This is a genomic window from Neobacillus sp. PS3-34, assembly GCF_030915465.1.
Lineage (GTDB): Bacteria > Bacillota > Bacilli > Bacillales > Cytobacillaceae > Neobacillus_A.
Genome location: NZ_CP133267.1, coordinates 1,213,559 through 1,240,277, shown reverse-complemented (window position 1 = coordinate 1,240,277; position 26,719 = coordinate 1,213,559). Strand labels below are relative to the sequence as shown.

The following is a 26,719-nucleotide window of genomic DNA, read 5'->3' as shown; positions in this document are numbered from 1 at the left end:
AGGAAGGAGTGGGGTTATGGGAGTGGTACCAACAAACCAGTGGCTTGAGGAGGATTTTTATCAGCCAGTCAAAATATGTGATCGGTTGACAGCATATTTCAACGGCCAGAAGCCAAATAGAATATATGAACAATTACTTAACTTTGGTATGTACAAGCCGACAAGGGAAGCAGAAAATGTATTCAAAACCCTGCAAAAAAAAATCATATGGGAAAAAGTAGATAGACTTTATCATAAGTACAAGTCTAAATGGGAAGGGAAGGAAGTACCGGTTTTCATTTTTCCGGTGAATGCAGGCGGGATGCTCTTTCGTAGGAATACACAAAGAAAGTCAGGTGTCTCCTATCCTGATAAGTTGTTCTTGTTTATACCAGAACTTGATGACCCGAAGGAATTGGAAGCCTTATTTGTCCATGAGTACCATCATGTCTGTCGGCTAAACGAAATGAAAAATAAAATGGAAGAAAATACATTATTGGATTCTATGATTTTAGAAGGCCTTGCAGAACATGCGGTATCAGTTTCATGTGGTGAAGATTATCTGGCCCCATGGTGCCGACAGTATTCGGAAAAAGAATTAATGCAGTATTGGGATAAATTTTTAAAAGATAAACTTGAAATAAAGAAACGAGAAAAAAGCCATGATGATTTATTGTTTGGGAAAAGGGCAGTGCCAACACTACTGGGCTATGCAGCAGGATGGAACCTCGTAAAAAAACATTACCAGACAAATCCTTTTTCAATAAAAAAATCTTTCTCACTTTCTTCCAACGTTTTTCTAAAGAAATTCTAAACAACTGTTTAAATTAATTGTTGTTAAAAAAAGCCTGATTTATTAGGCTTTTTTCTATTTCTTAATAGTTTGAATGTTGATAATTTGTAAAAAAATCTTGCAATTGTAATAAAACTGCAATAATATACTATTTAAATATAGAGAAAAGAAAGAATAATACAAAAAAGAAAGAAATCACGCAAAATGTACTGATATACCTCTTAAACTAAGTATTTTTTCTCAGGCTTATGATGTAACCAATTTCAGATTATATGAAATTGGTAATACTTTTTATTACAAATATGGTAAATTTGACATTCAATGATTTATTTATTACCATAATTCAAGAAAAGTTTAATTGTTTAAAAATATCAATTATCTCACCATTTCAATATATTAATCTACGATTTTATTGAAAGTTGATTTGATATAAATGTTTATTAGGGGGATTCAAATTGGGTAATCAGCCACTATTACAATTAGAGAACCTACATACTTCATTTCGTATACAGGGTGACTATTTCGCTGCAGTTGACAATGTTAGTTTAACAGTTAATCAAAATGAAGTGGTTGCTATAGTAGGTGAATCCGGATGTGGGAAAAGCGCATTAGCCCTTTCTATTATGGGCTTGCACCCGCAAGAGAGAACAAAATTACAAGGTAATGTTAACTTCAATGGCCGAAACCTGCTAGCTCTATCCACATCACAACTGAATAAAGTTCGTGGGAAAGATATCGGTATGATATTTCAAGATCCACTTACAGCGCTTAATCCATTGATGACGTGTGGAAATCAAATTGAAGAAAGCATGACCTACCATACCAAGTTATCTAGTTCACAAAAAAAGAAAAAGCGATTGAACTATTGCAAAAAGTAGGAATTCCTAATCCTGAGCGTACATACAAGCAATATCCGCATGAATTATCGGGCGGAATGCGTCAACGTATTGTAATAGCCATCGCTATTGCTTGCAATCCTTCCGTAGTCATCGCAGATGAGCCGACAACAGCATTAGATGTGACAATACAAGCCCAAATAATGGATTTATTAAAAGAACTCCAACAGCAAATGAAGACAGGGATCATTCTTATTACACATGACCTTGGTGTAGTTGCGGAAATGGCAGACCGTGTTGCGGTTATGTATGCTGGAGAAATAGTGGAAATGGCCGATGTAAACACATTATTTAAAAATCCATTACATCCATATACACGATCACTACTAAACTCCATACCATCCACTACAACAGCCAAAGAGAAACTGCATGTAATAAAAGGAATAGTCCCATCTCTGCAAAATTTGCCTAGAGAAGGGTGCCGTTTTAAAGAGCGTATTAGCTGGATGCCCGAAGACGAGCATGAAAAAAACCCGGTTTTACGAGAGGTTGAGCCAAACCACTTTGTACGTTGTACATGTTATAAGAACTTTCACTTTCCAGAACAGGGATAGGAGACATGAACTATGGAATATCTAAAAATAAATAATCTCAAAGTTTATTATCCGATACGCGGTGGTTTCTTTAGAAGAGTAGTTGATCATGTAAAAGCCGTGGATGATGTCAGCTTTGAATTAAAACAGGGAGAAACTTATGGTCTCGTTGGGGAATCCGGTTGTGGAAAAACAACTACAGGAAGAACCATAATAGGCCTCAATAAAGCGACTTCTGGAGAAATAATCTATCAAGGTAAGGATCTTACAAAACTAAGCCGCAGTGAATATCACGAATATCGACGTGATATCCAGATGATTTTCCAGGATCCTTATTCTTCCTTAAACCCAAGAAAGCGTGTATTGGATATAGTTGCAGAGCCACTAAGGAACTTCGAAAGATTGTCAGCAACAGAAGAAAGGCAAAAGGTTCAGTATTACATTGAGAAAGTCGGTTTAAATCCTGAATCGATTTATAAATATCCGCATGAATTTTCAGGCGGACAGAGACAACGGATTGGAATTGCACGTGCTCTTACCTTGCAGCCAAAATTGATTATTGCCGATGAACCAGTATCTGCATTGGACGTTTCCGTCCAAGCCCAAGTATTGAACTTTATGAAGGATATCCAGAAAGAGTTTAATTTAACGTATCTATTCATTAGTCACGATTTAGGCATTATTCAACATATGTGCGACCGTATGGGCATTATGTACCGGGCCAATTTGTGGAGCAAGGGACAAGTAAAGAAATATACTCCAATCCACAGCATATCTATACAAGAAGATTAATTTCGGCTATTCCAGATATTAATCCGGAAAATAGAGTAAAACAGGCAGAACTTCGAAAAGAAATAAGTGCGGAATATAAGCTGTCATACGATAAATATTTTAATGCTGAGGGCAAAGTTTATAAGCTCAAACCAATTTCCGATACACATTCAGTTGCGCTGCCATAGAAAGGGGATTAAATAAAAATGTTGAAATTTATATTGCGCAGATTCTTAGTCATGATCCCTCAGCTATTTATTTTAAGTATCCTGATTTTTCTCATGGCTAAAGCAATGCCAGGTGACGCACTAACAGGCCAATTGGCAAGTAATCCTAAAATGGATGCTCAAACTATTATGGAGTTAAAACAAAAGCTAGGGCTGCTCGACCCCCCCTATGTCCAATATTTAAGATGGATAAAAGGGCTCCTGCATGGAGATTTAGGAATGTCAGTCATGCATCAAACGCCGGTAACACATTTATTGGCGGGCAGAATCGGAAACACGCTTACTTTATCATTTGCCGTCCTTATCCTGAGTTATCTTATAGCGATACCTCTTGGGATTGTAGGGGGAAGATGGACTAATTCATTGGCCGATAAAATGATCGTAGGCTACAATTATTTAACTTTTGCAACCCCATTGTTCATTTTTGCTTTATTAGTATTGTTTGTTTTTGGATTTGTACTAGGATGGTTCCCAAGTGGTGGAAGTGTTGACATAAGAGTTGAAGACGGCTCTTTTGCTTACTATATGAGTAAATTAAATCACCTTATACTCCCAGCATTCTCAGGCGCTATAGTAAGTACGACCGTAACGATTCAATATTTGCGTAATGAAATTATCGATACAAAAATAAAAGATTTCGTTAAAACCGCCAGAGCAAAGGGTGTTAATGAATCTAAAGTGTATACACACCATATTTTTAGGAATTCATTGTTACCAATTGCAGCTTTTCTAGGTTATGAAATTGTCTATTTAATTGGTGGATCCGTCTTTTTAGAATCCATCTATGGTTATCCAGGAATTGGGCAGTTGTTCCTTTCCTCTATTGCACAGCGTGATTTTAGTGTCGTTACTGCTCTTGTTATGATATCTGGTTTGGCTACACTTATTGGCACATTACTGTCCGATATCATCTTAAGTGCTGTAGATCCGCGAATCAGAATTGAATAACGAGATGAGAGGAGGACAATTATGAAAGTCGAAATTGCTAAACCGAATACACTAGAAGTTAAGAGTACCAAAAGCTCGGGCGCATTTTCAATTATGTGGCGGGAAATTGTTAAAGATAAACTTGCAATAGGATCACTAATCCTTTTAGGAATAATCCTAATTATTGTTTACGGAGCATCCCTATTGCTAGATCAAGAGAAAATCGTAACGGTAGATTTATTGTCAATTTACAATCCTCCATCTGCCCAACATTTACTTGGAACAGATTACGGTGGAAGAGATATACTTGGACAATTGATTATCGGTGCCAAGAACTCATTTACAATTGGATTATTTATCACATTAATAACAGGCTGTATTGGTCTTTGTATAGGCCTATGTTCCGGCTACTTTGGCGGACAGGTTGATAATATCATCATGCGTATTATCGATTTCGTATTAATCCTGCCAACATTAATGTTAATTATCGTTTTTGTTACAATCGCACCAAAATACAATGTCTATTCTTTTATTATGATAATGAGTGCGTTTTTGTGGACGGGCAAAGCAAGGTTAATAAGATCTAAGACCCTTGCGGAAAGAGAACTCGATTATGTAAATGCATCCAAAACATTGGGTACACCTGACTGGAAAATTATTTTCAGAGAAGTTCTGCCTAATATGAGTTCCATTATCATCGTTAACTTAACGCTAAACCTTGCTGGAAACATTGGAATCGAGTCAGGTTTAACATATTTAGGGTTTGGTTTGCCGGAAAGTACTCCAAGTTTGGGTACTCTCGTAAGCTATGCATCCAATCCGGATGTTCTTCAAAATAAGTGGTGGATCTGGTTACCCGCATCTGTGCTCATTTTAGTATTGATGCTGTGTATAAATTTTATCGGGCAAGCATTAAAACGCGCGGCCGATGCAAGACAAAGGTTAGGATAAACTCGCCGACTGGCGTGCCATTAGGCTCAGACAGAGGCGCAGTTGAACTTATGCGTTTAGAATTTATGTATGTAAATTCTGAATAGCGAAAAAGAGGGGAAAAGCAGGATGAAGAAAAAGCAAGTATTAAAGTATGCAACTCCTTTTGTTGCTCTGGGGTTACTGTTATCAGCATGTAACGGTACAACAGGAGACAGCAGCAAGACGTCATCTTCAAGCACTAAGAAAGTTGAAGATGCAAGCAAGCTGTTTGCATTCAAAGTAAAGAATTCAAAGAAAGCAATCGATAAAGGCAGCCTTAACTATGCATTAGTTTCGGATACTCCATTCGAAGGAACACTAAACTATGCATACTATACTGGTCAACCGGATGCGGAAGTTCTTCAATTTTTTGACGAGCCTTTATTCGCAACAGATGGTGACTATCGCTTTACAAATGATGGTGCAGCATCTTACAAAATGTCAGATGACAACAAGACAATCACTGTAAAGATTAAGGACAATGTAAACTGGACAGATGGTCAGCCGGTAAAAGCTGAAGACTATGAATATTCATTCCTAGTAATTGGCAGCAAGGACTATACAGGCGTCCGCTATGGTGATGCAATTATCCAAAGCATCGTGGGTATGAAGGACTACCATGAAGGCAAAGCAAAGAACATTTCTGGTATTAAAATCCTTGATGACAAAACACTTTCAATTACTTTCACAGAAGCAAACCCTTCTTTATTAACTGGTTTATGGCCGTATGCAATGCCTAAGCATTACCTTGGCGATATTGCGATCAAAGACCTAGCCAAAAATGATAAAGTTCACAAAACCCCAATTGGTTTTGGACCATTCAAGATCGCTAAGATCGTTCCTGGAGAATCTGTACAATTCGTACGTAACGATGATTACTACCATGGAAAAGCAAAATTAGAATCTTTAGTATTAAAAGTTGTTAACCCTAAGGTAATTTTACAGTCATTGAAAAAAGGCGATGTTGATCTTGCAACATTCCCAACAGATCAATACCCAGCAGCGAAGGACTCTAAAAACTTCGAATTCGTAGGGAAAAACGGATTAGCTTACAGCTATATCGGTTTCAAATTAGGACATTGGGATGCAAAGAAAAACGAAAACGTAATGGATAATCCAAAATTCAAAGATGTGCGTCTACGGAAGGCTATGGCGTATGCTTTAGATGAAAAAGCGGTTGGAGATAAAATTTACAATGGCTTACGAACTCCAGCAACATCTTTAATTCCGCCTGCATTTGCAACTTATTATAGCAAAGATGCAGATTCAATTGGTTACGATCCGAAAAAAGCAAAAAAATTATTGGACGAAGCTGGCTATAAAGATGTAGATAAAGATGGCCTTCGTGAAGATCCAAGCGGCAAGAAGTTCCACATTAACTATTTGGCAATGAGCGGTGGAGATATTGCTGAGCCACTTGCTAAGTTCTACATGCAAAGCTGGAAAAACGTAGGTTTAGATGTAGGACTTGTTGATGGACGCTTAGCTGAATTTAACTCATTCTATAAAATGGTAGAAGAAGATGATCCAAAGGTTGACCTATTTGCTGGTGCATGGGGAACTGGTACTGACGTAGATCCATACGGACTATATGGCAGGGACGTTCCGTATAACTATACTCACTTCGTAAGTGACAAGAACGATCAGTTGTTAAAAGATGGACATTCAGAAAAAGCCTTTGACCAAGACTTCCGTAAGAAAACGTACGATGAGTGGCAAAAGTACATGAATGACCAAATGCCTTTGATTCCTACATTATTCCGTTATGAAATCACGGCAGTAAACAAACGTGTTACAAACTTCTCAGTAGAACCTAAAGATTCAAGCTTTGTATGGTCTGAAGTCGGCGTTTCAAGCGACACTCCAGATGTAGAATAGTATCTAAAGAAGAAAAGAGATGGTCCCTAGTGGATCATCTCTTTTTGTTATTGGCTGTTTTCGTATACGTTGTTGCTTTATAAGGAGTAGTTGATTTCCACTCTAGGAGGCTCGCTTTCCGCGGGGCGGGCGGTGAGCCTCCTCGTCGCACAGCTCCTGTGGGGTCTCACCTGTCCCGCTGCTCCCGCAGGACGTTGAATCAGCTTCCTAGAATCAACACCGCACGAAGGAAATGCGAGAGCATTTTCGAGGAGCTCGCACCTTCCGCTCCAATCAACTTTTTTCAAAGATTTGCTTTTAAAAACCTATTTACAAAACAGCAATCTCTTAGAAAACAGCCTTGTTATTTGTTCTAATTTATTTTACTAATCATATACATAGGAAAAAATAGGACAGGTTTAAGGGTGATGGAAAATGAATACGGGTGTCAGCCATGTTATTTAGGCTTTTTTTTTGGCTCATTGGTTTTGGACTGGCTGTATCGGGCGGGATAAGTACAATAGCCTATTTGAATATAATAACCGCAGGGCAGGATTTTGTTGAATATATCATTTATATTTCAGGAAAGCCGGAATGCATTCTCCTGCCGATTGGAATTGTAATCGTGTCAGCAAGTATTTTCTATCCGTCAAAAAATAAACTCGATTCGTAGTGCAAAAGAACAGAAAAAGGAATAAATTAACTGCTTACTGACCATACTGAGGGATAAATAGTTCGTGAAGTGAGGGGTTATGCGATGTTGTATCTTCATGATGTCTGGGTTAACTGGTTTGAAGGCGAAGAGAATGGCTACAATATTTGCCACTTTCATGAATGGCGGAAAGATGATGGCGTCGAGCTGCTAGACCAGGTGCCTCTGCTGAAAATAGATACCGTGTTGTTCAACTATATTGAGAACGATCTTTCAGAACTGCCGCAACAGCTCCTTGATGATATTTTCCAAAAAGCCTATTTAAGAAAAAATCATGAGAGAGTTCAGCTGGATTATTGCTTTGTCGTTACGGATGGAATAGGAATACTGGCTGTTGATACCATTGGGTACAATATTCCGATCAGGAAAAGCCGGCTTATTCCACGCCAGGAACAACTCGTTTACGAGATGATAGAAAATAACGAAAATACTGCCTACCACTTCCAGCAGCATATTATTGAAAAGGATTTTCACATTTTGTCACCGGAGCCAGTGCTCATGGCGGGGCTGACCAGGAAAGAAAGGCAGCTTAAACAGCTATTATTTATGGCATTGGATCAGCTCCAATCTTCGGATAATGAGGCTGAAATTAGGTATTGGTTTACAGAATGGTGCCCTGAAAAGTACTCTGACATCCAGGAAATGAGTTTCCGCGATGCCTGGGAGCGTCTATTTGAAGAAACAAAATTTGGCTGGTCCAAAAAGCACGAACATTTTTGTGAGAACATAATTAAAGGGCAGCCATTTTTTGAGAAACTATGGGAAATGGAGCACCGCCAAGGGTAAATTAAAGCCTGTCCCCTAGGGGAACAGGCTTTTTAAATGATCGAAAATAAAGTGAAAATCCGCGAAATAAATCCGAAAACGGGCGAGATTATTTCAAAAACACGCGAAATAAATAAAAAATTTCGCGAGAAAAATGGCAAAGTCGGCGGGATAATAAAAAAATCAAAAAAACCGGACAAGAATTGTCCGGTTTTTGCACTTTACTTTCTTTTTCTACCCAATCCCATTGCCGTTTCCATTTTCTTGAGCATTTTTCCTGCTACAAGGTTGGCTTTTTCTGCTCCCTTATCAAGGATATCATCAAGCTCACTTGATTCCAGCAGTTCATTATATCGGTTCCGAATAGGGTTGAATTTATTGTTAATTACTTCAATTAAGCCCATTTTAAAATCCCCATAACCCTTTCCTTCATATAGCTTTTCGATTTCAGCTATGGATTGGCCGCCCAAGATGGAATAGATGGACATTAAATTTGATACACCGGGTTTGTTTTCCTTATCATACTTGACAACCCCGTCAGAGTCAGTTACAGCACTTTTAATTTTTTTCTCAATTGTCTTTTCATCATCAAGCAGAGAAATAAAGGCTTTTTTGTTAGGATCAGACTTGCTCATTTTTTTGTTCGGTTCCTGAAGGGACATTATTCTTGCACCAACAGTTGGTATTCTCGGTTCAGGAATTGTAAAGATGTCATTATGTTTTTTATTAAAACGCTCCGCAAGGTCCCTTGTCAGCTCAATGTGCTGCTTTTGATCTTCACCAACAGGGACAAGATCAGTGCTATAAAGGAGAATGTCGGCAGCCATTAAAGGGGGGTATGTCAATAATCCCGCCAAAACAGCTTCCTTCCCGGCAGATTTGTCTTTGTATTGAGTCATTCTTTCTAATTCACCGATGTAGGCTACACATTGCATCATCCACCCGGCTTGTGCATGTGACGGAACTTCAGATTGAATAAATAAGGTTGCTTTATCAGGATTAATTCCGACAGCAATATATAAAGCAGCAAGACTTCTGATGTTTTTCCTAAGCTCCGCTTTATCCTGCGGGACAGTAATTGCATGCTGGTCTACGATACAAAAATAACAGTTGTATTCATGCTGAAGTTCAACAAACTGCTTCATTGCTCCGATGTAATTCCCAAGCGTGATCGTTCCGCTTGGCTGAATTCCTGAAAAAATAGTTTTCATTTTATTGCCTCCTTATTTTTTTAAATACAAAAAAGACCATTCATCCCCTAAAAAATAGGGACGAATGGTCCGTGGTGCCACCCTAATTGCTCAGTAAAGAGCCTCTCACTTCCCCTGTGCAATCGGGGGCCATCTTAACGTCAGGCAAACGCCGGGAAATACATGCATGTTAAGCAATTCCTTCCCAGAGCTCAAAAGTCCATTCCTAACGCCCTGGATGTTTGTTTACACCGGCCACAAACTCTCTGGAATCCATGGAGCGAAAGTACTATTCTTTATCGTCGCATTTCTTGATTTCATTTTTGTATAAATAAGATATCTTAAGTAACGAAAAAAAGCAAGAAGGAAAAAATAAAACTATTTTAAGAAAGGAAAAAGTTGAAAATTTATGAGAAAAAAGTTAGAAAAATATTTTTTTAAAAGGTTAAATAGACAGAAAAATCAGCTATTCATAGGGTTTTCAAGCTAATTATTAAGCTATAAAAATAATTATTGCATATATCGTACTTGCTTTAAATATTTAAACTATTTATAATAAATATAACAAACGAACTTTTAACAAATTTGTCACATTAGTAACAAATCCATTGTACTCTTAGGGAAATAAAAAACGGGTAAGTTTATTAACTTACAGTTTAAGGGATTATTATGTCTTTTTTGAACATGTAATGTTCTCTTAAAATGGTAAACTTGCTTTTTTATTTTGTTTAAATAGTCCGGCAATTCCATAAATTAAATTGACAGACTATTTGTTAAATATACCCAAGGCGTACATTTGTATCAGCTATGGCGGACAATAATAAAAGGGCGTTTGCGGACAAAACATAGGGGGGTAATACCGTGAAAAAAAGATTTTCGATCTTTTTTAGCATGCTTCTTGCACTAAGCGTGATCTTGGCTGGTTGCGGCGGCTTAGGCAAGGACAAGGCAAGCGATGACAGCAAAAAGGGCGACAGCAAAAAATCTGACGTACCTCAAGAAATGCGCGTTAACATCAATTCAGAGCCATTCTCTTTAAACCCAGGACTTGCAAATGATGCAACTTCCGGCGGTGTCTTGCTTCAAACATTTGAAGGTTTAACACGTATTGACAAGAGTGGCAAACCACAGCCGGCTATGGCTGAAGAAATTACTCCATCTGACGACTTGAAGACTTACACATTCAAGCTTCGTGATGCAAAATGGTCAAATGGTGACCCTGTTACAGCTGAAGACTTTGTCTACGCTTGGAAATGGGCGCTTGATCCTAAAAATGAATCTCAATATGCTTACCAGCTTTACTATGTAAAAGGTGCACAGGCTATTAACGAAGGCAAAGCCGGAGTTGATACTCTTGGAATTAAAGCAGTAGATGATAAAACATTAGAAGTACAATTAGAGAACCCAACTCCTTATTTCTTGGAGCTGACAGCGTTCTATACTTATTTCCCGGTTGACAGCAAAATTGCAAAAGCTAATCCAAATTGGCACACTGAAGCTGGACCAAATTATGTTTCAAACGGTCCTTTCAAAATGACTCAATGGTCTCACCAGGACAAAATCGTTCTTGAAAAGAATGACCAATACTGGGATGCGGACAGTGTAAAACTTAAAAAGGTTGAAATGTTCATGATCAACGATCCTAACACTGAACTATCAATGTTCGACAATGGCGAACTTGATTGGGCTGGATCTCCTTTCGGAACACTTCCTACCGATGCTTTAAAACAATTGAAAGATCAGGGCGACCTCAATGTTAAACCAATTGCTGGTACTTACTGGTACAAGTTTAATACTGAAAAGCCGCCGTTAAACAATAAAAACATTCGTAAAGCTCTAGCTTACGCGATCAACCGTAAGGCTGTAGTTGAAAATATCACTCAAGGCGGACAAATTCCAGCAATGGCAGCTGTTCCTCCTTCCATGATTAAAGAAAATGAAAAAGGTTACTTCTCAGATAACGATACAGCAAAAGCAAAAGAGTACTTGAAAAAAGGTTTAGAAGAGCTGGGATTAAAGGATGCATCACAACTACCTCCAATCTCACTATCTTACAACACAAGCGAAGCACACCAAAAGATTGCTCAGGCAATCCAGGATATGTGGAAAACAAATCTTGGTGTTGATATCAAGCTTGACAACTCTGAGTGGAAAGTTTACATCGACAAGCTTCACAAAGGCGACTACATGGTTGGCCGTATGGGCTGGTTAGGTGACTTTAACGATCCAATCAACTTCCTTGAATTGTTCCGTGATAAAGATGGCGGAAACAACGATACTAAGTGGGAAAATCCAGAGTTCAAGCAACTGCTTGCTGACTCAGCAAAAGAAAATGATCAAGCAAAACGTCTTGAAATCCTGAAGAAAGCTGAAGCAATCTTCATGGATGAAATGCCTGTTGCTCCTATTTACTTCTACACTAACGTATGGGTAAAGAAAGACAACCTGAAGGACGTTGTAACATCTGGTCTTGGTGATGTTCAGCTGAAATGGGCTCACTTCGAATAATCTAGATTTTAATAGCAAAAATACAAGGTATATGGGCTTTCGTTTCCCATATACCTTCCTTTCTGAATAAGAGTTGTTAGTAAAAATTGGAGGTGTGCATTTTGGCAAAATACATCACGAAACGTTTATTATACTTGCTGCTATCGCTTTATCTCATCATAACAGCAACATTTTTCTTAATGCGTATTGCACCAGGGAATCCGTTTACAGGGGAAAAACAATTGCCACCAGAGATCCAGGCATCACTAAATGAGCATTATGGCTTAAACCAGCCATGGTATGTACAATATGGTGATTATTTAGTAAAAATTGCCCAGTGGGATTTGGCCCATCATTTAAATATAAATCCAGAACAGTTAATGACCTGATTAATGATGGTTTTCCTGTTTCATTATTTCTAGGAATGGAAGCTATTTTTATCGCATTGGCACTTGGAGTTATTCTAGGAATTATTGCGGCATTGAGGCATAATAAGTGGCAGGACTACAGTGCGATGATTGTTGCAGTACTTGGAATTTCCGTACCATCCTTTATCATGGCTACTGTTCTTCAATATTTCCTTGCCATTAAATTTCATATATTCCCGGTAGCTCGTTGGGAAACATTCATGCATACGGTCCTGCCTGCGCTGGCATTGGCATCAACACCAATGGCGTTTATCGCTCGTTTGACTCGTTCAAGCATGCTTGAGGTTCTTTCGAATGACTACATTAGAACAGCAAAATCAAAAGGGCTTGGACAGGGTGCTATCACAGTAAAACATGCCATCCGAAACGCTCTTCTTCCAGTCGTATCGTATATGGGACCGCTTTCAGCAGGTATCATTACAGGAAGTTTCGTTATTGAAAAGATTTTTGGAATTCCAGGACTTGGTTCACACTTTGTAATGTCGATTTCAAACCGTGATTACACAGTCATCATGGGTGTTACAGTATTTTATAGTATCATTTTGCTTTCAGCTATTCTCCTTGTCGACATTGCGTACGGATTTATCGATCCGCGTATTAAACTAACCGGCGGGAAGAAAGGAGAATAAACATGCAGATTTCAAAAGAAAAATTTCAATTGGTTGGCACTAAAAAAGCAGATGCAGAGAAAATCTCTAAACCGAGCCTTTCATTCTGGAAGGATGTTTCAATTCGTTTTCGAAAAAACAAGCTTGCCATGTTCGGTGTTGTGCTGTTAATTCTCCTCATTTTCATGGCAATCTTTGGACCATATATGACGAAGTTTGATTACCGTACTAACGACCTTATGAATACAAATAAAGCACCAAACGGTGTACATTGGTTCGGCACAGATGACTTAGGCCGTGACGTGTTCACACGTACATGGGAAGGTGCAAGGATTTCCCTCTTTATCGGTGTTGCTGCGGCGCTTGTAGATTTCTTTATTGGAGTATTTTATGGAGGATTCGCAGGTTATAAAGGTGGACGTACTGATGAATTTATGATGCGTACTGCAGATATTCTTTGGGGTGTTCCATATCTTCTTCTCGTTATTCTTATGATGGTCGTTTTGGGACAAAGCCTTGGCACGATGATCCTGGCGATGACGATTACAGGGTGGATTAATATGGCCCGTATAGTACGTGGACAAGTACTGTCACTTAAGAGCCAGGAATATGTATTAGCTTCTAGAACTCTGGGAGCAGGACTTCCAAGAATTATGGGAAAACATTTAATTCCAAATACGATGGGGCCAATTCTGGTTACCATGACTTTAACTGTTCCGTCAGCAATCTTTACAGAATCATTCTTGAGCTATCTTGGATTAGGGTTAACCCCTCCAATGGCGAGCTGGGGAACAATGGCATCCGATGGACTGCCTGCTATTAAATATTATCCATGGCGCTTGTTCTTCCCTGCGACGTTTATCTGTTTAACTATTTTTGCGTTTAACGTAATTGGCGACGGTTTACGTGATGCGCTGGATCCACGACTACGTAAATAAGGAGTGAGAATATGGAAAAATTACTCGAAGTAAAAAATTTAGAAGTCTCATTCCAAACGTATGGGGGAGAAGTAAAAGCAGTCCGGGGAGTTAGCTTTGACCTTCATAAGGGTGAGACTCTTGCAATTGTTGGTGAATCAGGTTCTGGAAAAAGTGTTACCTCACAAACGATAATGAAATTGATTCCAATGCCGCCAGGAAAAATTAAAGGTGGACAAATCCTTTTTAATGGCAATGATATTGTGCCGAAAAGTGAAAGGCAAATGGAAAAGATAAGGGGAAAAGAAATCAGCATGATTTTCCAGGATCCTATGACTTCCCTGAATCCAACGATGAAAATCGGCCGCCAAATCACAGAGGTGCTTACAAAGCATCAGAATATGTCATCATCGGCAGCCAAGGAGCGTGCAATCGAGCTTTTGCGTCTGGTTGGCATTCCAATGCCCGAAAAGCGTGTTAATCAGTATCCGCATGAATTCTCTGGTGGTATGAGGCAGCGTGCGATGATTGCTATTGCGCTGGCTGCAAATCCTCAGCTATTAATCGCGGATGAGCCTACAACTGCATTGGACGTTACCATTCAAGCTCAGATTCTTGAATTGATGAAGGATTTACAATCAAAAATGGATACTTCCATTATCTTCATTACTCATGACCTGGGTGTTGTAGCCAATGTAGCTGACAGAGTTGCCGTTATGTATGCCGGCCAGATTGTTGAGATGGGCACTGTAGACGAGATTTTCTATGATCCGCGCCATCCATACACTTGGGGTTTGCTTGCATCTATGCCAAGCCTTGATAGTGATGACAAATCGGAACTTGCTGCGATTCCTGGTACGCCTCCGGATTTAACGAATCCTCCAAAGGGAGATGCATTTGCAGCCAGAAATCCATATGCAATGGCGATTGATTTTGAAGAAGAACCACCAATGTTCCAAATTTCAGAAACCCATTTTGCAAAGACATGGCTTCTGCATCCAGACGCACCGCAGGTAGAGCCGCCAGAATCAGTTAAAAAGCGGATCCGGCAATTATCCTCTACATTTAATAAGCCTGTATTGGTTCAGGAGGGTAAATAGTCATGGCAGAAAAGTTAGTAGAAATCAAAAATTTAAAGCAGCATTTTAACGTTGGCAGACCCAATCTGGTTAAAGCAGTTGATGGGGTATCCTTTGACATTTATAAGGGAGAAACTCTTGGACTTGTTGGTGAATCAGGCTGTGGTAAATCAACAACAGGCCGTACGATCATTCGTCTTTATGATGCAACGGATGGACAGGTATTTTTTGATGGCGAAAATGTTCATGGGCAGAAATCTGCCAAGGAACTTAAGAAATTTAACCGGAAAATGCAAATGATTTTCCAGGATCCGTATGCTTCCCTTAATCCAAGGATGACTGTAGCAGATATCATTGCAGAAGGTATAGATATCCATGGCCTCGCAAAAAGTAAAAGGCCCGTATGGAGCGCGTATATGAGCTGCTTGAAACAGTTGGATTAAATAAAGAGCATGCTAACCGTTACCCGCATGAGTTCTCAGGCGGACAAAGGCAACGTATCGGAATTGCAAGAGCACTTGCTGTAGAACCTGAATTCATCATAGCTGATGAACCAATCTCTGCACTTGACGTTTCAATTCAGGCACAGGTAGTAAACCTAATGAAGAAACTGCAGCGTGAAAAGGGATTAACATACCTATTCATCGCCCACGACTTATCAATGGTAAAATACATTAGTGACCGTATCGGTGTTATGTACTTTGGTAAGCTTGTGGAGCTTGCACCTGCTGAAGATCTTTATAAGAATCCACTGCATCCGTATACACAGTCATTGCTTTCAGCTATTCCGATTCCGGATCCGGAATCAGAGCGTACACGGAAACGCGTTTCTTATAATCCAAGCGTCCATAATTACGCTGAAGGTGAAGAACTCGAAATGCGTGAAGTAAGACCTGGCCATTTTGTATACTGCTCACTTAAAGAATTTGAACAGCTTAAAATGACTTATAGAGACTAAAAAAGAACGATCTCAACTTCTGAGATCGTCTTTTTTTGCTTTAGTTTTCACATTTATTTTAGAGAATGGAGCCGTTTACTTTTTATTGCCTCCAACAGCTTTCCAGCCTGTCTGATATTTTGCTGACTGATCAACGAATTCAGATCGTTTCTTTCCTCCGAACAGATTTTCTCCGATCCCGTTTGTAATAACACCCATTAAAGCGGTAATTCCAACGATTAACAGTGCTACAACAGTTAAATCAAATATGTATCCACCCATGATAATCCTCCATTCTTTTCAGGCAGGCTTGTGAGGATCGCCAGCCGAAATTCATTAATCTCTATTTACATTTTAAAAGAACTTTTGCTGTATTGAAAGAGGTCAATCCACAAATACTTTTAAAAATGAGATTTTTATGTGTTTTTTGTTACTAATAGGGTAAAAACCGTACAGAGAAAATTTGAGGAGGATATATTGATGAACTGGTATGAAAAATTAAATAAATACTTTCCAATAGAAGAAATGAAGTCCAAAGAGCATATAGAAACTTTGCTTACAGAAAAGAGTGATATTTACACCAAGGACGAAGGACCGCATCATGTTTTGATGTATGCGGAACTGGATCATTTTGTATTTATTGATTATTTATATGTTTCAAAGGATTCACGGGGCAAGTGGGACATAAGCTGCTTGAAAAGCTTAAGGAAAAGGGAAAACCGATTATTCTCGAGGTGGAACCGATTAATTATGAAGACACAGATACTGAAAAGCGATTGCGTTTTTATAAAAGAGAAGGTTTTGAGCATGCCAAGTCAATAGGATACCAACGGAAATCTTTGGCTACAAACGAGATAAACCAAATGGAAATTTTATATTGGTCACCGGGGAATGAATCTGAGGAGAATATTTATGAAGCAATGAAAACTACTTACAATATGATTCATACTTATAAAGATAAGCATTTTTATGGTGATTCCTACGAGCCGGTGGAAGAGGTTTTAACATTTGATAAAAACGAGGGAAGGGGAGACCTAATGGACGAAATAAAGAAATAGGCTGAAAAGAGGTAATGAAACGTTTTCATTATATTTTTATAAATGAGAATAAAAAAATATAAAAAAATGTTTATGTATTGAAAAAGCGGGTAAATAAAAACAAAGAAATAATTTTTTGAAATTTATCCTACTCCAACCTACATAAAATTTCGCCTTAAAATCGAATTATATACTATATGTATTTTAAGGAGGGAGTAAAACAATAAACTTTTCGAAAAAAATGAAACTTTTTAGGGATTTGTTCGTCTAATACAGAGAAAAGTTTATTCTTATAGCAGACCTGCGTTTTAAAAAAAGATATACCTTTTTAAAAAAATGTAGTGTATAATAAATGATAGAAATTACTTATTTAAACTAATTTTAATTTAGGCCTTAATTTTAACTGCTAAGTTTTTATTTCTTATATATGGAATGACAATAAATAAGGAGTGTGAAACCTAATGGTAACACTATACACTTCACCAAGTTGTACATCATGCCGTAAAGCAAAGTCATGGTTAGAAGAACATGAAATCCCATATTCAGAAAGAAATATTTTTTCTGAACCTTTGTCAATTGATGAAATTAAAGAAATACTTCGTATGACCGAGGATGGAACTGACGAAATTATTTCAACCAGATCGAAGACTTTTCAAAAGCTGGATGTTAATTTAGAAGCAATGCCACTGCAAAATTTATTTGAATTAATTAAAGATAATCCAGGGTTGCTCCGTAGGCCGATCATCATAGATGAAAAGCGTCTGCAGGTAGGATATAACGAAGATGAGATACGTCGATTCCTTCCTAGGAAGGTACGCACATTCCAGCTTCGAGAAGCGCAGCGTATGGTAAATTAGTTATTTCACAAGCCTTCATGAAAATTTGAAGGCTTTTTTGCTGTTTTTTGAAGACAATAAAATTGTACAGTATTAAAGGATTTGGTAAAATGAAGGAATATCATTAGGCGAATAACTGTTTTTGCCATTAATTGATATTTTATTTCCCATATTCTTTTTTTTATCATAAAATATAAGTACAAGGCAATAACTAACCAACTTGATGTAGAGGAATAAAGGGCATCATTTTGGGTAAAAGATAAAGAAATATCATCTTCTTAGGGGTAATTTGTCCCTTCAATTCTGGAAAGGGAGGGAGTATTGATGATGGAAATTGAACGTATAAATGAACACACTGTTAAGTTTTATATCTCATATATTGATATAGAGGAAAGAGGATTCGATCGCGAAGAAATATGGTATAACCGTGAGCGGAGCGAAGAGTTATTTTGGGAAATGATGGATGAGGTACATCAGGAAGAGGAATTTGCAGTCGAGGGACCGCTATGGATTCAAGTTCAGGCATTAGATAAAGGCTTGGAAGTACTGGTAACAAAAGCCCAGTTGTCTAAAGATGGACAAAAATTCGAGCTGCCGATACCAAATGACAAATTAAAGGACATTCCTGTTGATGAAAAAATTGAAGAACTTCTGGATCAGCAATTTAATCCGCGTTCCGGCATACAGGAAGAAGATTTATTAGAAGAAGAAACACTCGAATTCCTGCTGGCGTTTAGCGACTTTGAAGATATACTTTCCTTATCGAACCGTATGGGGTTGGATGAGCTGATCACCAAGCTTTATCACTTTGAAGGAAAATACTATCTTTATGCAGAGTTCCCAGAAGATGTTTTTGAAGAAGATCAGATTGATGACATTTTAAGCATTCTTCTAGAGTACGGTTCTGAGACACAGGTTTCAATATACCGAATTGAGGAATATGGAAAAGAAATAATTTCTGAACATGTTTTTGTAGAATTAAGAAAGCATTTTGGTTAAAAGCGCGCCGATTTCATTCATGAAATCGGTCTTTTTTTAACATGATTTACTTACAGGTTTAACAGCATTTGGCGGCGGGTGATTTTTTTGAAGAATACTTTTAGGGTCATTCTTTTTGTTTTGTTCCTTTCTGTTTTTTTCTTTATATTTAGAGCTAAGCTGGAAGGCGGAGTAGTCAGTTTTTTGAGTGTCTTTGTAACGCTTTCTGTCATATTTATTAGCTTTGTTATCTTCTTTGAAAATAGGCATCCAACCCAGACTTTAACCTGGCTTGTGGTGCTAGGAAGCTTTCCGCTCGTTGGATTCATTTTTTATCTGTTATTCGGCAGAAGTTACCGAAAGGAAAGAATGTACAGAAAAAAATACTTTCTTGATAAACAGGCATTTCTTACTGTCGAGGGGGATAAGGACCGGCGAAACGAAGAAAAAATTCAACAGCTCGGCATCCATCAGCGAAGTTTGTTTTCTTTGGCACAAAGGCTTGGGAACAGTCCTATTTCCTTTGATACTTCCACCAAAACATTGACAAACGGGCAAGAAACGTTTGAGCATATCATAAATGAGTTAAAAAAGGCAAAACACCATATTCATCTTGAATACTATATTGTCCGCCATGATAATATCGGCAAAGAAATTAAGGATGTTTTGATTAAGAAGGCGCACGAAGGAGTCAAAGTTCGTTTTTTATATGATGCAGTTGGCTCGTGGCAACTTTCAAAGAAATACATTTCAGAATTGAAAAATGCAGGGATTGAAACAATTGCTTTTGGGCGGGTTAGGCTGCCATTCCTAAATAACAAATTTAATTTTCGCAATCACCGTAAAATTATTGTAATCGATGGAACAGTTGGTTTTGTGGGTGGCTTAATATTGGGGATGAATATCTGGGACGCGACAAAAGCATTGGGTTTTGGAGAGACACTCATTTGATGCTTAAGGGTGAAGCGGTAAGGACACTTCAGCTGATTTTTCTGCAGGACTGGTATTATACAACGAATCATAGTTTTTTAACAGATGAGTATTTGTCACCTGAAATCGATGGGCTAAGCCATGGTGGAGTACATCTAATAGCGGGTGGTCCAGATAATGAGTGGAGTGTTATTAAGAATATTTTTTTCTCAATGATTACGTCTGCGCGGGAATCAGTGTGGATTGCTTCTCCTTATTTTATCCCTGATGAGGATATATTTTCAGCGATTAAGGTTGCTGCATTGAGTGGAATTGATGTCAGGCTGCTTGTTCCTAACAGCCTGACAAAAGAATTGTTTTCCATGCCTCCCGCTCCTATTTTCCAGAGCTGTTAGAGGCTGGGGTCAAAATTTATGAGTATGAAAATGGCTTCATGCACAGCAAGATGGTCATTGTTGATCATGAATTGGCATCCATAGGAACCTCCAACATGGATATGCGCAGCTTCCATTTGAATTTTGAAGTCAATGCCTTCTTGTATAGAACAAAAAGCACTCAAAAGCTTGTTGATGAATATTTAAATGACCTCGATTTTTCCAGAGAGCTGGAATTTAAATCATTTAATAAAAGGCATCTGGGCTACCGTCTGCTGGAGTCGACCTCAAGACTGTTGTCGCCCCTCCTTTAACCACTTTAAGGGGCATGATAATATTAAATATAAAATTATTTACGAGAAAGCTCTTTATGCATAAAAACTTTCAGACTGTAGACAAACTCTTTCGAGTTTGCCTGCAGTCTTTCTTCTTTTTAAAATGTAATTAAGTAAAAGACTCGTTGATTTCCGCTGCAGGTGGACGCTTTCCACGGGGCGGGCGGTGAGCCTCCTCGCCGCTAAAAGCGGCTGTGGGGTCTCACCTATCCCGCTGATCCCGCAGGACAATGAATAGCATCCCTGAATCCGCCCACGCACGAAGGAAATGCGATAGCATTTTCGAGGAGTCGCCACCCTCCGCTCCAATCAACTGGGTTTCAGGCACTTCTTTTTAAAACGACTATGAGGTGAACTACGATGATGACCAGAACCAACCCAACGAACGTGATAAATAGAGATGCTTAGGATTGATCAACTGGTCCCTGAAGACCATTTAGTCCGCAAGCTCAAGCCGGCCATCGACTTCTCTTTTATTTACCCATTGGTGGAGCACCTCTATTCGGGGGTTGGCCGTCTAAGTATCGATCCAGTCGTTTTGTTCAAGATGGTCTTCATCCAGCCAAACGCAAGGAAGAGATCGAACGTGCCTTTGCGGATGCGAAGGAAAAGCATGGCATGCGATGGACAACCCTTAGGGGGCTAAAAAAATTGTCCATGCAGGCGATGCTTACGTTTGTTGCCATGAATCTGAAGAAACTGGCCACCTGGACATGGCAGATGCCTAAAAAGGCGACTAAAGCACCAATGATCTGGTATATCGTTCTGAGGGTAACGGTGCTAGTAGATTGGAGCGGAAGGTGCTTGACTCCTGGGGGGATCAGCGTTCCAGTCGAGACCCCGCAAGCGCTCTCTTGCGCTGAGGAGGCTCGACGAACGCCCCCCGGAAAGCAAGCACCTGGAGCGCAAATCACACCATCCAAATGAATTTTTTTAAAAAATCAAAGGCAGCGAGAGTTGTCTCGCAGCCTTTGTCGACAATCTGAAAGCTCTTTATGCATAAGAGCTTTTTCTTTTAAAAAAGGATTTTTTATGCTTTACATCGAAATTTTCTATAAAGGAGGGAAGAAAATTGTTGACCGCATATACAAAAGATGGGAAAAAGCTTTGCCTGGGTAATCATTATAAAAAAGAAAGCCTGTTATATTTTCGCAGCAGAGAAAAATTTCACTGTCCTGCCTGTGGTGAACCAGTGATTTTAAAGCTGGGTGACAAAAAAATTTATCATTTTTCCCATTTAAAAGGAGGATCATGTCAGGATTATTTTGAGGGTGAAACAGAATACCATCTGCAGGGTAAAAAGCAGCTATATCAATGGCTGAGAAAACAAAAAATAATTGCCGAGTTAGAGTTCTATATTAAAGAAATCCGCCAGCGCCCAGATATAATATTTTTATTAAATGGACAGAGATATGCTTTGGAATTCCAGTGCTCCCAGATATCGCAGGAGGCTGTTTCCAAGCGGACCCAATCCTATTTGAGGAACAACTATATCCCGATTTGGATACTTGGCGCCATGCATTTTCATCGAAAAAATCAACACTCGGTTGTTTTATCAAAATTCCAGTATTTATTTTTACAGAAAAAAAATTCCGAATGGACAATTCCCTATTATTGTCCTGAAAATCGGATATTTATCCAAACAAATTGCCTTCACCCCTATTCCTCTAAAAATACCATCGCGAATACATCCATCAGAAAAGAAGAAAAAATGACCTTGAATTCCTTGTTAGCCCCTTCTCATAGCTTCCATGTTCCTTTAAATGTGTGGAAAAGAGCGATCCAAACGGTTAAACAGAATTTTGTTCATTACCATAATGCAAAGTCACTGTCATTTATCCATGAAATGTATCAAAACCACTTAAACCTCTTTTTATTGCCGCCTGTTCTTGGACTTCCCGTCAAAGATGCCCCATATATAGAATCTTCACCTATCGTATGGCAATCCTATTTGTATCTTGATTATATTCGCCACAAGAGGCCAGGAGAAATACTCTCGCTTGCTGCTGCGAATCAGACAATCCAGCACCGTATTAAGAGAAAGGATGTTGCTCTCCGTTTCCTGCCGCAAGCAGGCCATTCTGATTTTCGGTCTGCAGTATTTCATTATATGGAAACTCTAACTGCAATTGGATTATTAACTCGTAAAAAAATGGGTTTTTACCAATTGAATAAAAGCTTGGAAATTCCAAATTCTATGTGTGAACAGCAGGACATGGAGAATACTTTTTATCATAATTACTGGGGAATAATAGAGAAGGAATTAGAAAGCCGGGCATAATAAAATCATTCCTTTTTCTAGAAAACAGGAGGAATATCTTTAGAAAAGTAGAATATAATCAATATGCGATTTTTTTCGATACACGAAATACTGAATGGAGGATGAAAATGGCAAACGAAACAGCGGTAAAATCTCTGCCTGTGCGTAAGGAAATCCCGGTTGAGGATACATGGCGCCTGGAGGATATTTTTTCAAGTGATGAAGAATGGGAAAAAGAATTTAATGGGGTAAAAGAGCTGATTCCTGGTATAAAAGAATTTCAAGGGAAACTTGGAGAGAGTGCCCAAGTCCTTTTTGATGCCCTTCAGTATCAAGACAGGCTTCTTGAGCGTATTAGCAAGCTCTATACCTATGCACATATGAGATACGACCAGGATACGACCAATTCCTTTTATCAAGGCTTGGATGGAAAGGTGAAAAGCCTGTATTCACAGGCAGGAAGCCAACTGGCATATATTGTTCCTGAGATCCTTTCAGTAGATGAAAATACAATCAAAGGATTCCTGTCAGAAAAACCTGAATTGAAATTGTATGAGCATGCACTTGAGGAAATCAACCTGCAAAGGCCCCATGTGCTTTCGGCTGAACAGGAGGCATTGCTTGCCGAAGCTTCTGAAGTCCTAAATTCTTCAAGCAATACTTTTGGGATGCTGAATAATGCCGATTTAGAATTTCCAACCATTCAAGACGAAAATGGGGAGGAAGTCGAAGTAACACATGGCAGGTACTCCAGGTTCCTGGAAAGCGCAGACCAGCGTGTCCGCCATGACTCTTTTAAAGCTGTTTATGATACATACGGAAAATTCCGTAATACATTTGCAAGTACGTTAAGTGGAAATGTAAAAAGAGACAATTTCAATGCCCGTATCCGCAAATATGATTCTGCCAGACAAGCAGCATTGGCTGACAATAATATCCCTGAGAGCGTTTATGATAACCTTGTGAACACGGTTAGCGACAATCTTCATTTGCTGCACCGTTATATAAAGCTGCGCAAAAAGGTTCTTGCGCTACAGGAACTCCATATGTACGACCTTTATACTCCTCTAGTGAAGGATGTAAAAATGGAAGTAAAATATGAAGAAGCGAAGGATATGATTTTAGAGGGACTTAAACCGCTTGGAGAAGAATATATCGAGGTTCTCAAGGAAGGCTTTGAAAATCGATGGGTTGATATTCATGAGAATAAAGGAAAACGCAGCGGAGCCTATTCTTCTGGTACATACGGCACTAATCCGTATATTTTAATGAACTGGCAGGACAATGTGAATAACTTGTTTACGCTTGCCCATGAGTTCGGGCACTCAGTCCACAGCTACTATACACGTAAAACACAGCCGTATCCGTATGGAAACTATTCAATTTTTGTTGCTGAAGTGGCTTCAACCTGCAACGAAGCTTTATTGAATGATTATTTGCTAAAAACAATTGACGATGAACAGAAGCGCCTTTACCTTTTGAACCATTATCTTGAAGGCTTCAGAGGAACGGTTTTCCGCCAGACCATGTTTGCTGAATTCGAGCATTTAATCCATCAAAAAGCCCAAAATAATGAGCCTTTGACTGCAGAATTGCTGACTCAGGAATACTATAATTTGAATAAAAAATACTTTGGTGAAGAAGATATTACCATTGATGAAGAAATTGGCTTAGAATGGTCAAGGATTCCTCACTTCTATTACAATTACTATGTTTATCAATATGCAACCGGCTTCAGTGCAGCTACTTCACTAAGCAAGCAGATACTTGAGGAAGGCGAGCCTGCGGTCAAACGTTATATCGACTTCCTGAAATCCGGCAGCTCAGATTATCCAATCGAAGTACTGAAAAAAGCTGGCGTTGATATGACAAGCACGCAGCCAATCGAAGACGCCCTCAAGGTATTTGAAGAAAAACTGAATGAAATGGAACAGCTTTTGTCATAGGAACAGAAAAAGGAACGGAGCCAATGGCTCCGTTCCTTTTTAGATCAGGATATCTCTTAGAAGCCCTTGAATCTTTTCCGTTCATTAATGTTTACAATGAGGATGAAAATCGAAAAAAATAGCAGCGGTACACTCAGGAGGAAAGGGACCAGCTTCATAAGGGCAAGCAGGTGAATAAAGAACGCAACAATGAGCAATATAACCAGCGATCCGTTAAAAAATTTTTTCATTTTTCTTGTCTCCTTAATTAGGACTTCCTAAAAATATAGTATTGTAGCTTTTTCGGTTATATGAATATGACAATATTGTGAAATATAGCACAAACTAATTGTCAAAGGGTTAATTATCGTGATATATTTTATACGTGAAGTTGATCACAAACCAAACATATACCCCTTTGTTTGACCGTGAAAGATTTCTCCCATCCCCTTTGTTCGTATTTATAGAGAAAAGCCTTAGCGCTATATAGCCCTACACTTTTCCTTTTCATTTACTAAAAAAAAACCCAATCCGTTTTATTGGATTCGGCTTATGTTTCAATATATCTCCAAAAGCTTCCGTGTTTTGCATGAATCTGTTCTACTTGTTGCTTTAATAAAAGTTTTTTCATTTCCCGTTCAACTTGAGAAATTGACATATTGTAGACTACGGCAATTTCTTTAGATGCAACAAAACGAAAATACTTTAAAAAGGATTCGAGAGGAGGATGGGGAGCCTTAAGCGGTTTTTCCATCAGCATTTCCTCTAGAATTTGTACATAGACCTCATACGGATACGTTCCGGCAATCTTAATTCCTTCTTCTTCAGCATTTTCATTAAAGTAGACGAGTGTCGGTATTTCCTTAACATCCATTTCAGAAGTAATCTTAAGATCACATTGAAAGGCTTTGGCGGCACTATCGGAATGGATATCAGTAATGAATTCCTCGACGTCAAGTCCGATGCTTCGAGCACAATTTTTTAGCACATCGAAGCTGGAAATGTTTTGTTTATCTAAAAACATAACCTCCTGGAGCTTACGTAGAAAGCGCAGCCCTGCCCGCCTTCCCTGGAGCTCTGCCGCTTTAATTGCGATAGAGGCAATATGGGGGGAGGATACTGGATTTTCAAACCAAAGACTTCCATCGCATGACATCCCGGACCTGCTTGCTGTTTTTTCCCATAAATCAGCGATGTTTTCATATTTATTCTTCTTTCCCATATTTAACATCGCAAGCCTGCCGCTCAAAATATGTCTGATAGAAAAATACCGGCCATATTCGATTTGCAGCTTTTTTAATATAGGTTCAAGCGCCCAGCATTCAGGACAGAGAGGATCGACAAAAATATAAATTTCGATCGGTTTTTTTTCATTGCCGTGGCAATGATGCTGTGATGTCGTGTTTGTGAGCTTTTCCTGTTCCATCACTGGTTTTCACCCGGAATGCTATCTTCATCCGGAGTGTTTATCATATGCTGGGCAGTTAGCAAAAGCCTTGCATAAAATTCATCCCTAAGTGGACCTTGGAGGCCAACTGTATCCATTGCCTGGTTCATGCAGCTCAGCCATGCCTGCGCACGAACTGGTGTAATTGGAAAAGGCAAATGGCGGGCACGCATCATGGGATGTCCATGTTCTTCTGTATATAAAGCAGGACCGCCTAAATATTGTGTTAAAAATTGTTTTTGTTTTCGGGCAATTTCAGAAAAATCATCGCCAAAAATTGGTGAAAGATCTGGATGCTGTGCAACCAGTCCATAAAATGTATCAATCAGCTTATGAAGCGTTGCTTCACCGATAGCCTCAAATGGAGTAGGCATTTTCTCGATCATGTTGACAACTCCTTTAATGAGTTTTGTATGTCTTATTTTAGCAATGCCCTTTTTATATCTCAAATAAATAGTCCTGCAAAAAAAGAAAATGTTATAAAAAGGTGTATTTTATTCAAAAAAAGAGCCGCCCTTT

General features: G+C 38.8%; 17 protein-coding genes, 9 pseudogenes and 1 other annotated feature. Of the genes and pseudogenes, 21 read left to right on the top strand and 5 right to left on the bottom strand.

Annotated elements, in window-relative coordinates:
• Positions 1-16 precede the first annotated feature (16 nt).
• From RCG23_RS06245 to RCG23_RS06210, 8 genes and pseudogenes are all read left to right on the top strand, one after another.
• Positions 17-793, top strand: a complete 777-nt coding sequence (locus RCG23_RS06245) for a DUF2268 domain-containing putative Zn-dependent protease (RefSeq protein ID WP_308179013.1) — start codon at positions 17-19, stop codon at positions 791-793.
• Positions 794-1,227: 434 nt separating this feature from the next.
• Positions 1,228-2,257: pseudogene (locus RCG23_RS06240) on the top strand (ABC transporter ATP-binding protein).
• A pseudogene (locus tag RCG23_RS06235) lies at positions 2,235-3,160 on the top strand (ABC transporter ATP-binding protein). Before RCG23_RS06240 ends, RCG23_RS06235 begins: the two co-directional pseudogenes overlap by 23 nt.
• A gap of 18 nt (positions 3,161-3,178) precedes the next feature.
• A complete protein-coding gene (gene opp4B, locus RCG23_RS06230; protein ID WP_308179012.1) occupies positions 3,179-4,147 on the top strand; it encodes an oligopeptide ABC transporter permease in 969 nt (322 codons plus the stop codon).
• A gap of 21 nt (positions 4,148-4,168) precedes the next feature.
• Positions 4,169-5,077 carry an ABC transporter permease gene (locus RCG23_RS06225; protein WP_308179011.1) on the top strand — a complete coding sequence of 303 codons (909 nt, stop codon included), beginning with the start codon at positions 4,169-4,171 and terminating at the stop codon, positions 5,075-5,077.
• A 108-nt stretch (positions 5,078-5,185) separates the two neighbouring features.
• Positions 5,186-6,976, top strand: a complete 1,791-nt coding sequence (gene opp4A, locus RCG23_RS06220; protein ID WP_308179010.1) for an oligopeptide ABC transporter substrate-binding protein — start codon at positions 5,186-5,188, stop codon at positions 6,974-6,976.
• 433 nt (positions 6,977-7,409) lie between these two features.
• Entirely contained in the window at positions 7,410-7,628 is a 219-nt protein-coding gene (locus RCG23_RS06215) for a YuzI family membrane protein (RefSeq protein WP_308179009.1), read from the top strand.
• An 84-nt stretch (positions 7,629-7,712) separates the two neighbouring features.
• Positions 7,713-8,458 (top strand): annotated as a pseudogene (locus RCG23_RS06210) (YjbA family protein).
• Between the two features lie 195 nt (positions 8,459-8,653).
• Here RCG23_RS06210 and trpS read toward each other — a convergent pair.
• Positions 8,654-9,643 (bottom strand): tryptophan--tRNA ligase, encoded by a 990-nt coding sequence (trpS, locus tag RCG23_RS06205; protein WP_308179008.1) that lies wholly within the window; start codon positions 9,641-9,643, stop codon positions 8,654-8,656.
• A 53-nt stretch (positions 9,644-9,696) separates the two neighbouring features.
• Positions 9,697-9,934: a binding site (T-box leader), on the bottom strand.
• A gap of 549 nt (positions 9,935-10,483) precedes the next feature.
• On the opposite strand from trpS, the gene RCG23_RS06200 reads away from it, so the two are divergent.
• The 5 genes and pseudogenes from RCG23_RS06200 to RCG23_RS06180 all read left to right on the top strand — a co-directional run bounded on the left by RCG23_RS06200 (position 10,484) and on the right by RCG23_RS06180 (position 16,099).
• Entirely contained in the window at positions 10,484-12,130 is a 1,647-nt protein-coding gene (locus tag RCG23_RS06200; protein ID WP_308179007.1) for a peptide ABC transporter substrate-binding protein, read from the top strand.
• 101 nt (positions 12,131-12,231) lie between these two features.
• Positions 12,232-13,166 (top strand): annotated as a pseudogene (locus RCG23_RS06195) (ABC transporter permease).
• A 2-nt stretch (positions 13,167-13,168) separates the two neighbouring features.
• Entirely contained in the window at positions 13,169-14,083 is a 915-nt protein-coding gene (locus RCG23_RS06190; RefSeq protein ID WP_308179006.1) for an ABC transporter permease, read from the top strand.
• A gap of 11 nt (positions 14,084-14,094) precedes the next feature.
• Positions 14,095-15,162 carry an ABC transporter ATP-binding protein gene (locus RCG23_RS06185; RefSeq protein WP_308179005.1) on the top strand — a complete coding sequence of 356 codons (1,068 nt, stop codon included), beginning with the start codon at positions 14,095-14,097 and terminating at the stop codon, positions 15,160-15,162.
• A 2-nt stretch (positions 15,163-15,164) separates the two neighbouring features.
• Positions 15,165-16,099 (top strand): annotated as a pseudogene (locus tag RCG23_RS06180) (ABC transporter ATP-binding protein).
• A 75-nt stretch (positions 16,100-16,174) separates the two neighbouring features.
• Here the strand turns inward: RCG23_RS06180 and RCG23_RS06175 are convergent.
• On the bottom strand, positions 16,175-16,360 hold the full coding sequence (locus tag RCG23_RS06175; RefSeq protein WP_308179004.1) for a hypothetical protein: 186 nt from the start codon (positions 16,358-16,360) through the stop codon (positions 16,175-16,177).
• A gap of 198 nt (positions 16,361-16,558) precedes the next feature.
• On the opposite strand from RCG23_RS06175, the pseudogene RCG23_RS06170 reads away from it, so the two are divergent.
• The 8 genes and pseudogenes from RCG23_RS06170 (at position 16,559) to pepF (ending at position 24,774) form a co-directional block, all read left to right on the top strand.
• Positions 16,559-17,136: pseudogene (locus RCG23_RS06170) on the top strand (GNAT family N-acetyltransferase).
• Positions 17,137-17,576: 440 nt separating this feature from the next.
• Positions 17,577-17,972, top strand: coding sequence for a transcriptional regulator SpxA (gene spxA, locus RCG23_RS06165; protein ID WP_308179003.1), 396 nt, complete (start codon positions 17,577-17,579; stop codon positions 17,970-17,972).
• Between the two features lie 306 nt (positions 17,973-18,278).
• Positions 18,279-18,950, top strand: a complete 672-nt coding sequence (gene mecA / locus RCG23_RS06160) for an adaptor protein MecA (RefSeq protein ID WP_308179981.1) — start codon at positions 18,279-18,281, stop codon at positions 18,948-18,950.
• An 87-nt stretch (positions 18,951-19,037) separates the two neighbouring features.
• Positions 19,038-20,547 (top strand): annotated as a pseudogene (cls, locus tag RCG23_RS06155) (cardiolipin synthase).
• A gap of 421 nt (positions 20,548-20,968) precedes the next feature.
• Positions 20,969-21,130: pseudogene (locus RCG23_RS25890) on the top strand (IS5/IS1182 family transposase); the annotation flags it as partial.
• A pseudogene (locus RCG23_RS06150) lies at positions 21,130-21,495 on the top strand (transposase); the annotation flags it as partial. The pseudogenes RCG23_RS25890 and RCG23_RS06150, both read left to right, overlap by 1 nt.
• 145 nt (positions 21,496-21,640) lie before the next feature.
• Entirely contained in the window at positions 21,641-22,849 is a 1,209-nt protein-coding gene (locus RCG23_RS06145; RefSeq protein ID WP_308179002.1) for a competence protein CoiA, read from the top strand.
• Between the two features lie 107 nt (positions 22,850-22,956).
• Positions 22,957-24,774 (top strand): oligoendopeptidase F, encoded by a 1,818-nt coding sequence (pepF, locus tag RCG23_RS06140; protein WP_308179001.1) that lies wholly within the window; start codon positions 22,957-22,959, stop codon positions 24,772-24,774.
• Positions 24,775-24,830: 56 nt separating this feature from the next.
• Here the strand turns inward: pepF and RCG23_RS06135 are convergent, their stop codons facing one another.
• The 3 genes from RCG23_RS06135 to RCG23_RS06125 all read right to left on the bottom strand — a co-directional run bounded on the left by RCG23_RS06135 (position 24,831) and on the right by RCG23_RS06125 (position 26,586).
• Positions 24,831-25,004, bottom strand: a complete 174-nt coding sequence (locus tag RCG23_RS06135) for a hypothetical protein (RefSeq protein ID WP_308179000.1) — start codon at positions 25,002-25,004, stop codon at positions 24,831-24,833.
• A 299-nt stretch (positions 25,005-25,303) separates the two neighbouring features.
• Positions 25,304-26,179, bottom strand: coding sequence for a ClpXP adapter SpxH family protein (locus tag RCG23_RS06130; RefSeq protein WP_308179980.1), 876 nt, complete (start codon positions 26,177-26,179; stop codon positions 25,304-25,306).
• On the bottom strand, positions 26,179-26,586 hold the full coding sequence (locus RCG23_RS06125; protein WP_308178999.1) for a globin domain-containing protein: 408 nt from the start codon (positions 26,584-26,586) through the stop codon (positions 26,179-26,181). The genes RCG23_RS06130 and RCG23_RS06125 overlap by 1 nt, the downstream gene beginning before the upstream one ends.
• Positions 26,587-26,719 lie beyond the last annotated feature (133 nt).

Excerpts from the sequence above, each read along its gene's own strand:
- RCG23_RS06225 (WP_308179011.1), top strand. The coding sequence starts at position 4,169 with ATGAAAGTCGAAATTGCTAAACCGAATACACTAGAAGTTAAGAGTACC.
- opp4A (WP_308179010.1), top strand. The coding sequence starts at position 5,186 with ATGAAGAAAAAGCAAGTATTAAAGTATGCAACTCCTTTTGTTGCTCTG.
- RCG23_RS06215 (WP_308179009.1), top strand. The coding sequence starts at position 7,410 with ATGTTATTTAGGCTTTTTTTTTGGCTCATTGGTTTTGGACTGGCTGTA.
- RCG23_RS06130 (WP_308179980.1), bottom strand. The coding sequence starts at position 26,179 with ATGGAACAGGAAAAGCTCACAAACACGACATCACAGCATCATTGCCAC.
- opp4B (WP_308179012.1), top strand. The coding sequence starts at position 3,179 with ATGTTGAAATTTATATTGCGCAGATTCTTAGTCATGATCCCTCAGCTA.
- RCG23_RS06245 (WP_308179013.1), top strand. The coding sequence starts at position 17 with ATGGGAGTGGTACCAACAAACCAGTGGCTTGAGGAGGATTTTTATCAG.
- RCG23_RS06175 (WP_308179004.1), bottom strand. The coding sequence starts at position 16,360 with ATGGGTGGATACATATTTGATTTAACTGTTGTAGCACTGTTAATCGTT.
- trpS (WP_308179008.1), bottom strand. The coding sequence starts at position 9,643 with ATGAAAACTATTTTTTCAGGAATTCAGCCAAGCGGAACGATCACGCTT.
- RCG23_RS06135 (WP_308179000.1), bottom strand. The coding sequence starts at position 25,004 with ATGAAAAAATTTTTTAACGGATCGCTGGTTATATTGCTCATTGTTGCG.
- RCG23_RS06185 (WP_308179005.1), top strand. The coding sequence starts at position 14,095 with ATGGAAAAATTACTCGAAGTAAAAAATTTAGAAGTCTCATTCCAAACG.
- spxA (WP_308179003.1), top strand. The coding sequence starts at position 17,577 with ATGGTAACACTATACACTTCACCAAGTTGTACATCATGCCGTAAAGCA.
- RCG23_RS06190 (WP_308179006.1), top strand. The coding sequence starts at position 13,169 with ATGCAGATTTCAAAAGAAAAATTTCAATTGGTTGGCACTAAAAAAGCA.
- pepF (WP_308179001.1), top strand. The coding sequence starts at position 22,957 with ATGGCAAACGAAACAGCGGTAAAATCTCTGCCTGTGCGTAAGGAAATC.
- mecA (WP_308179981.1), top strand. The coding sequence starts at position 18,279 with ATGGAAATTGAACGTATAAATGAACACACTGTTAAGTTTTATATCTCA.
- RCG23_RS06125 (WP_308178999.1), bottom strand. The coding sequence starts at position 26,586 with ATGATCGAGAAAATGCCTACTCCATTTGAGGCTATCGGTGAAGCAACG.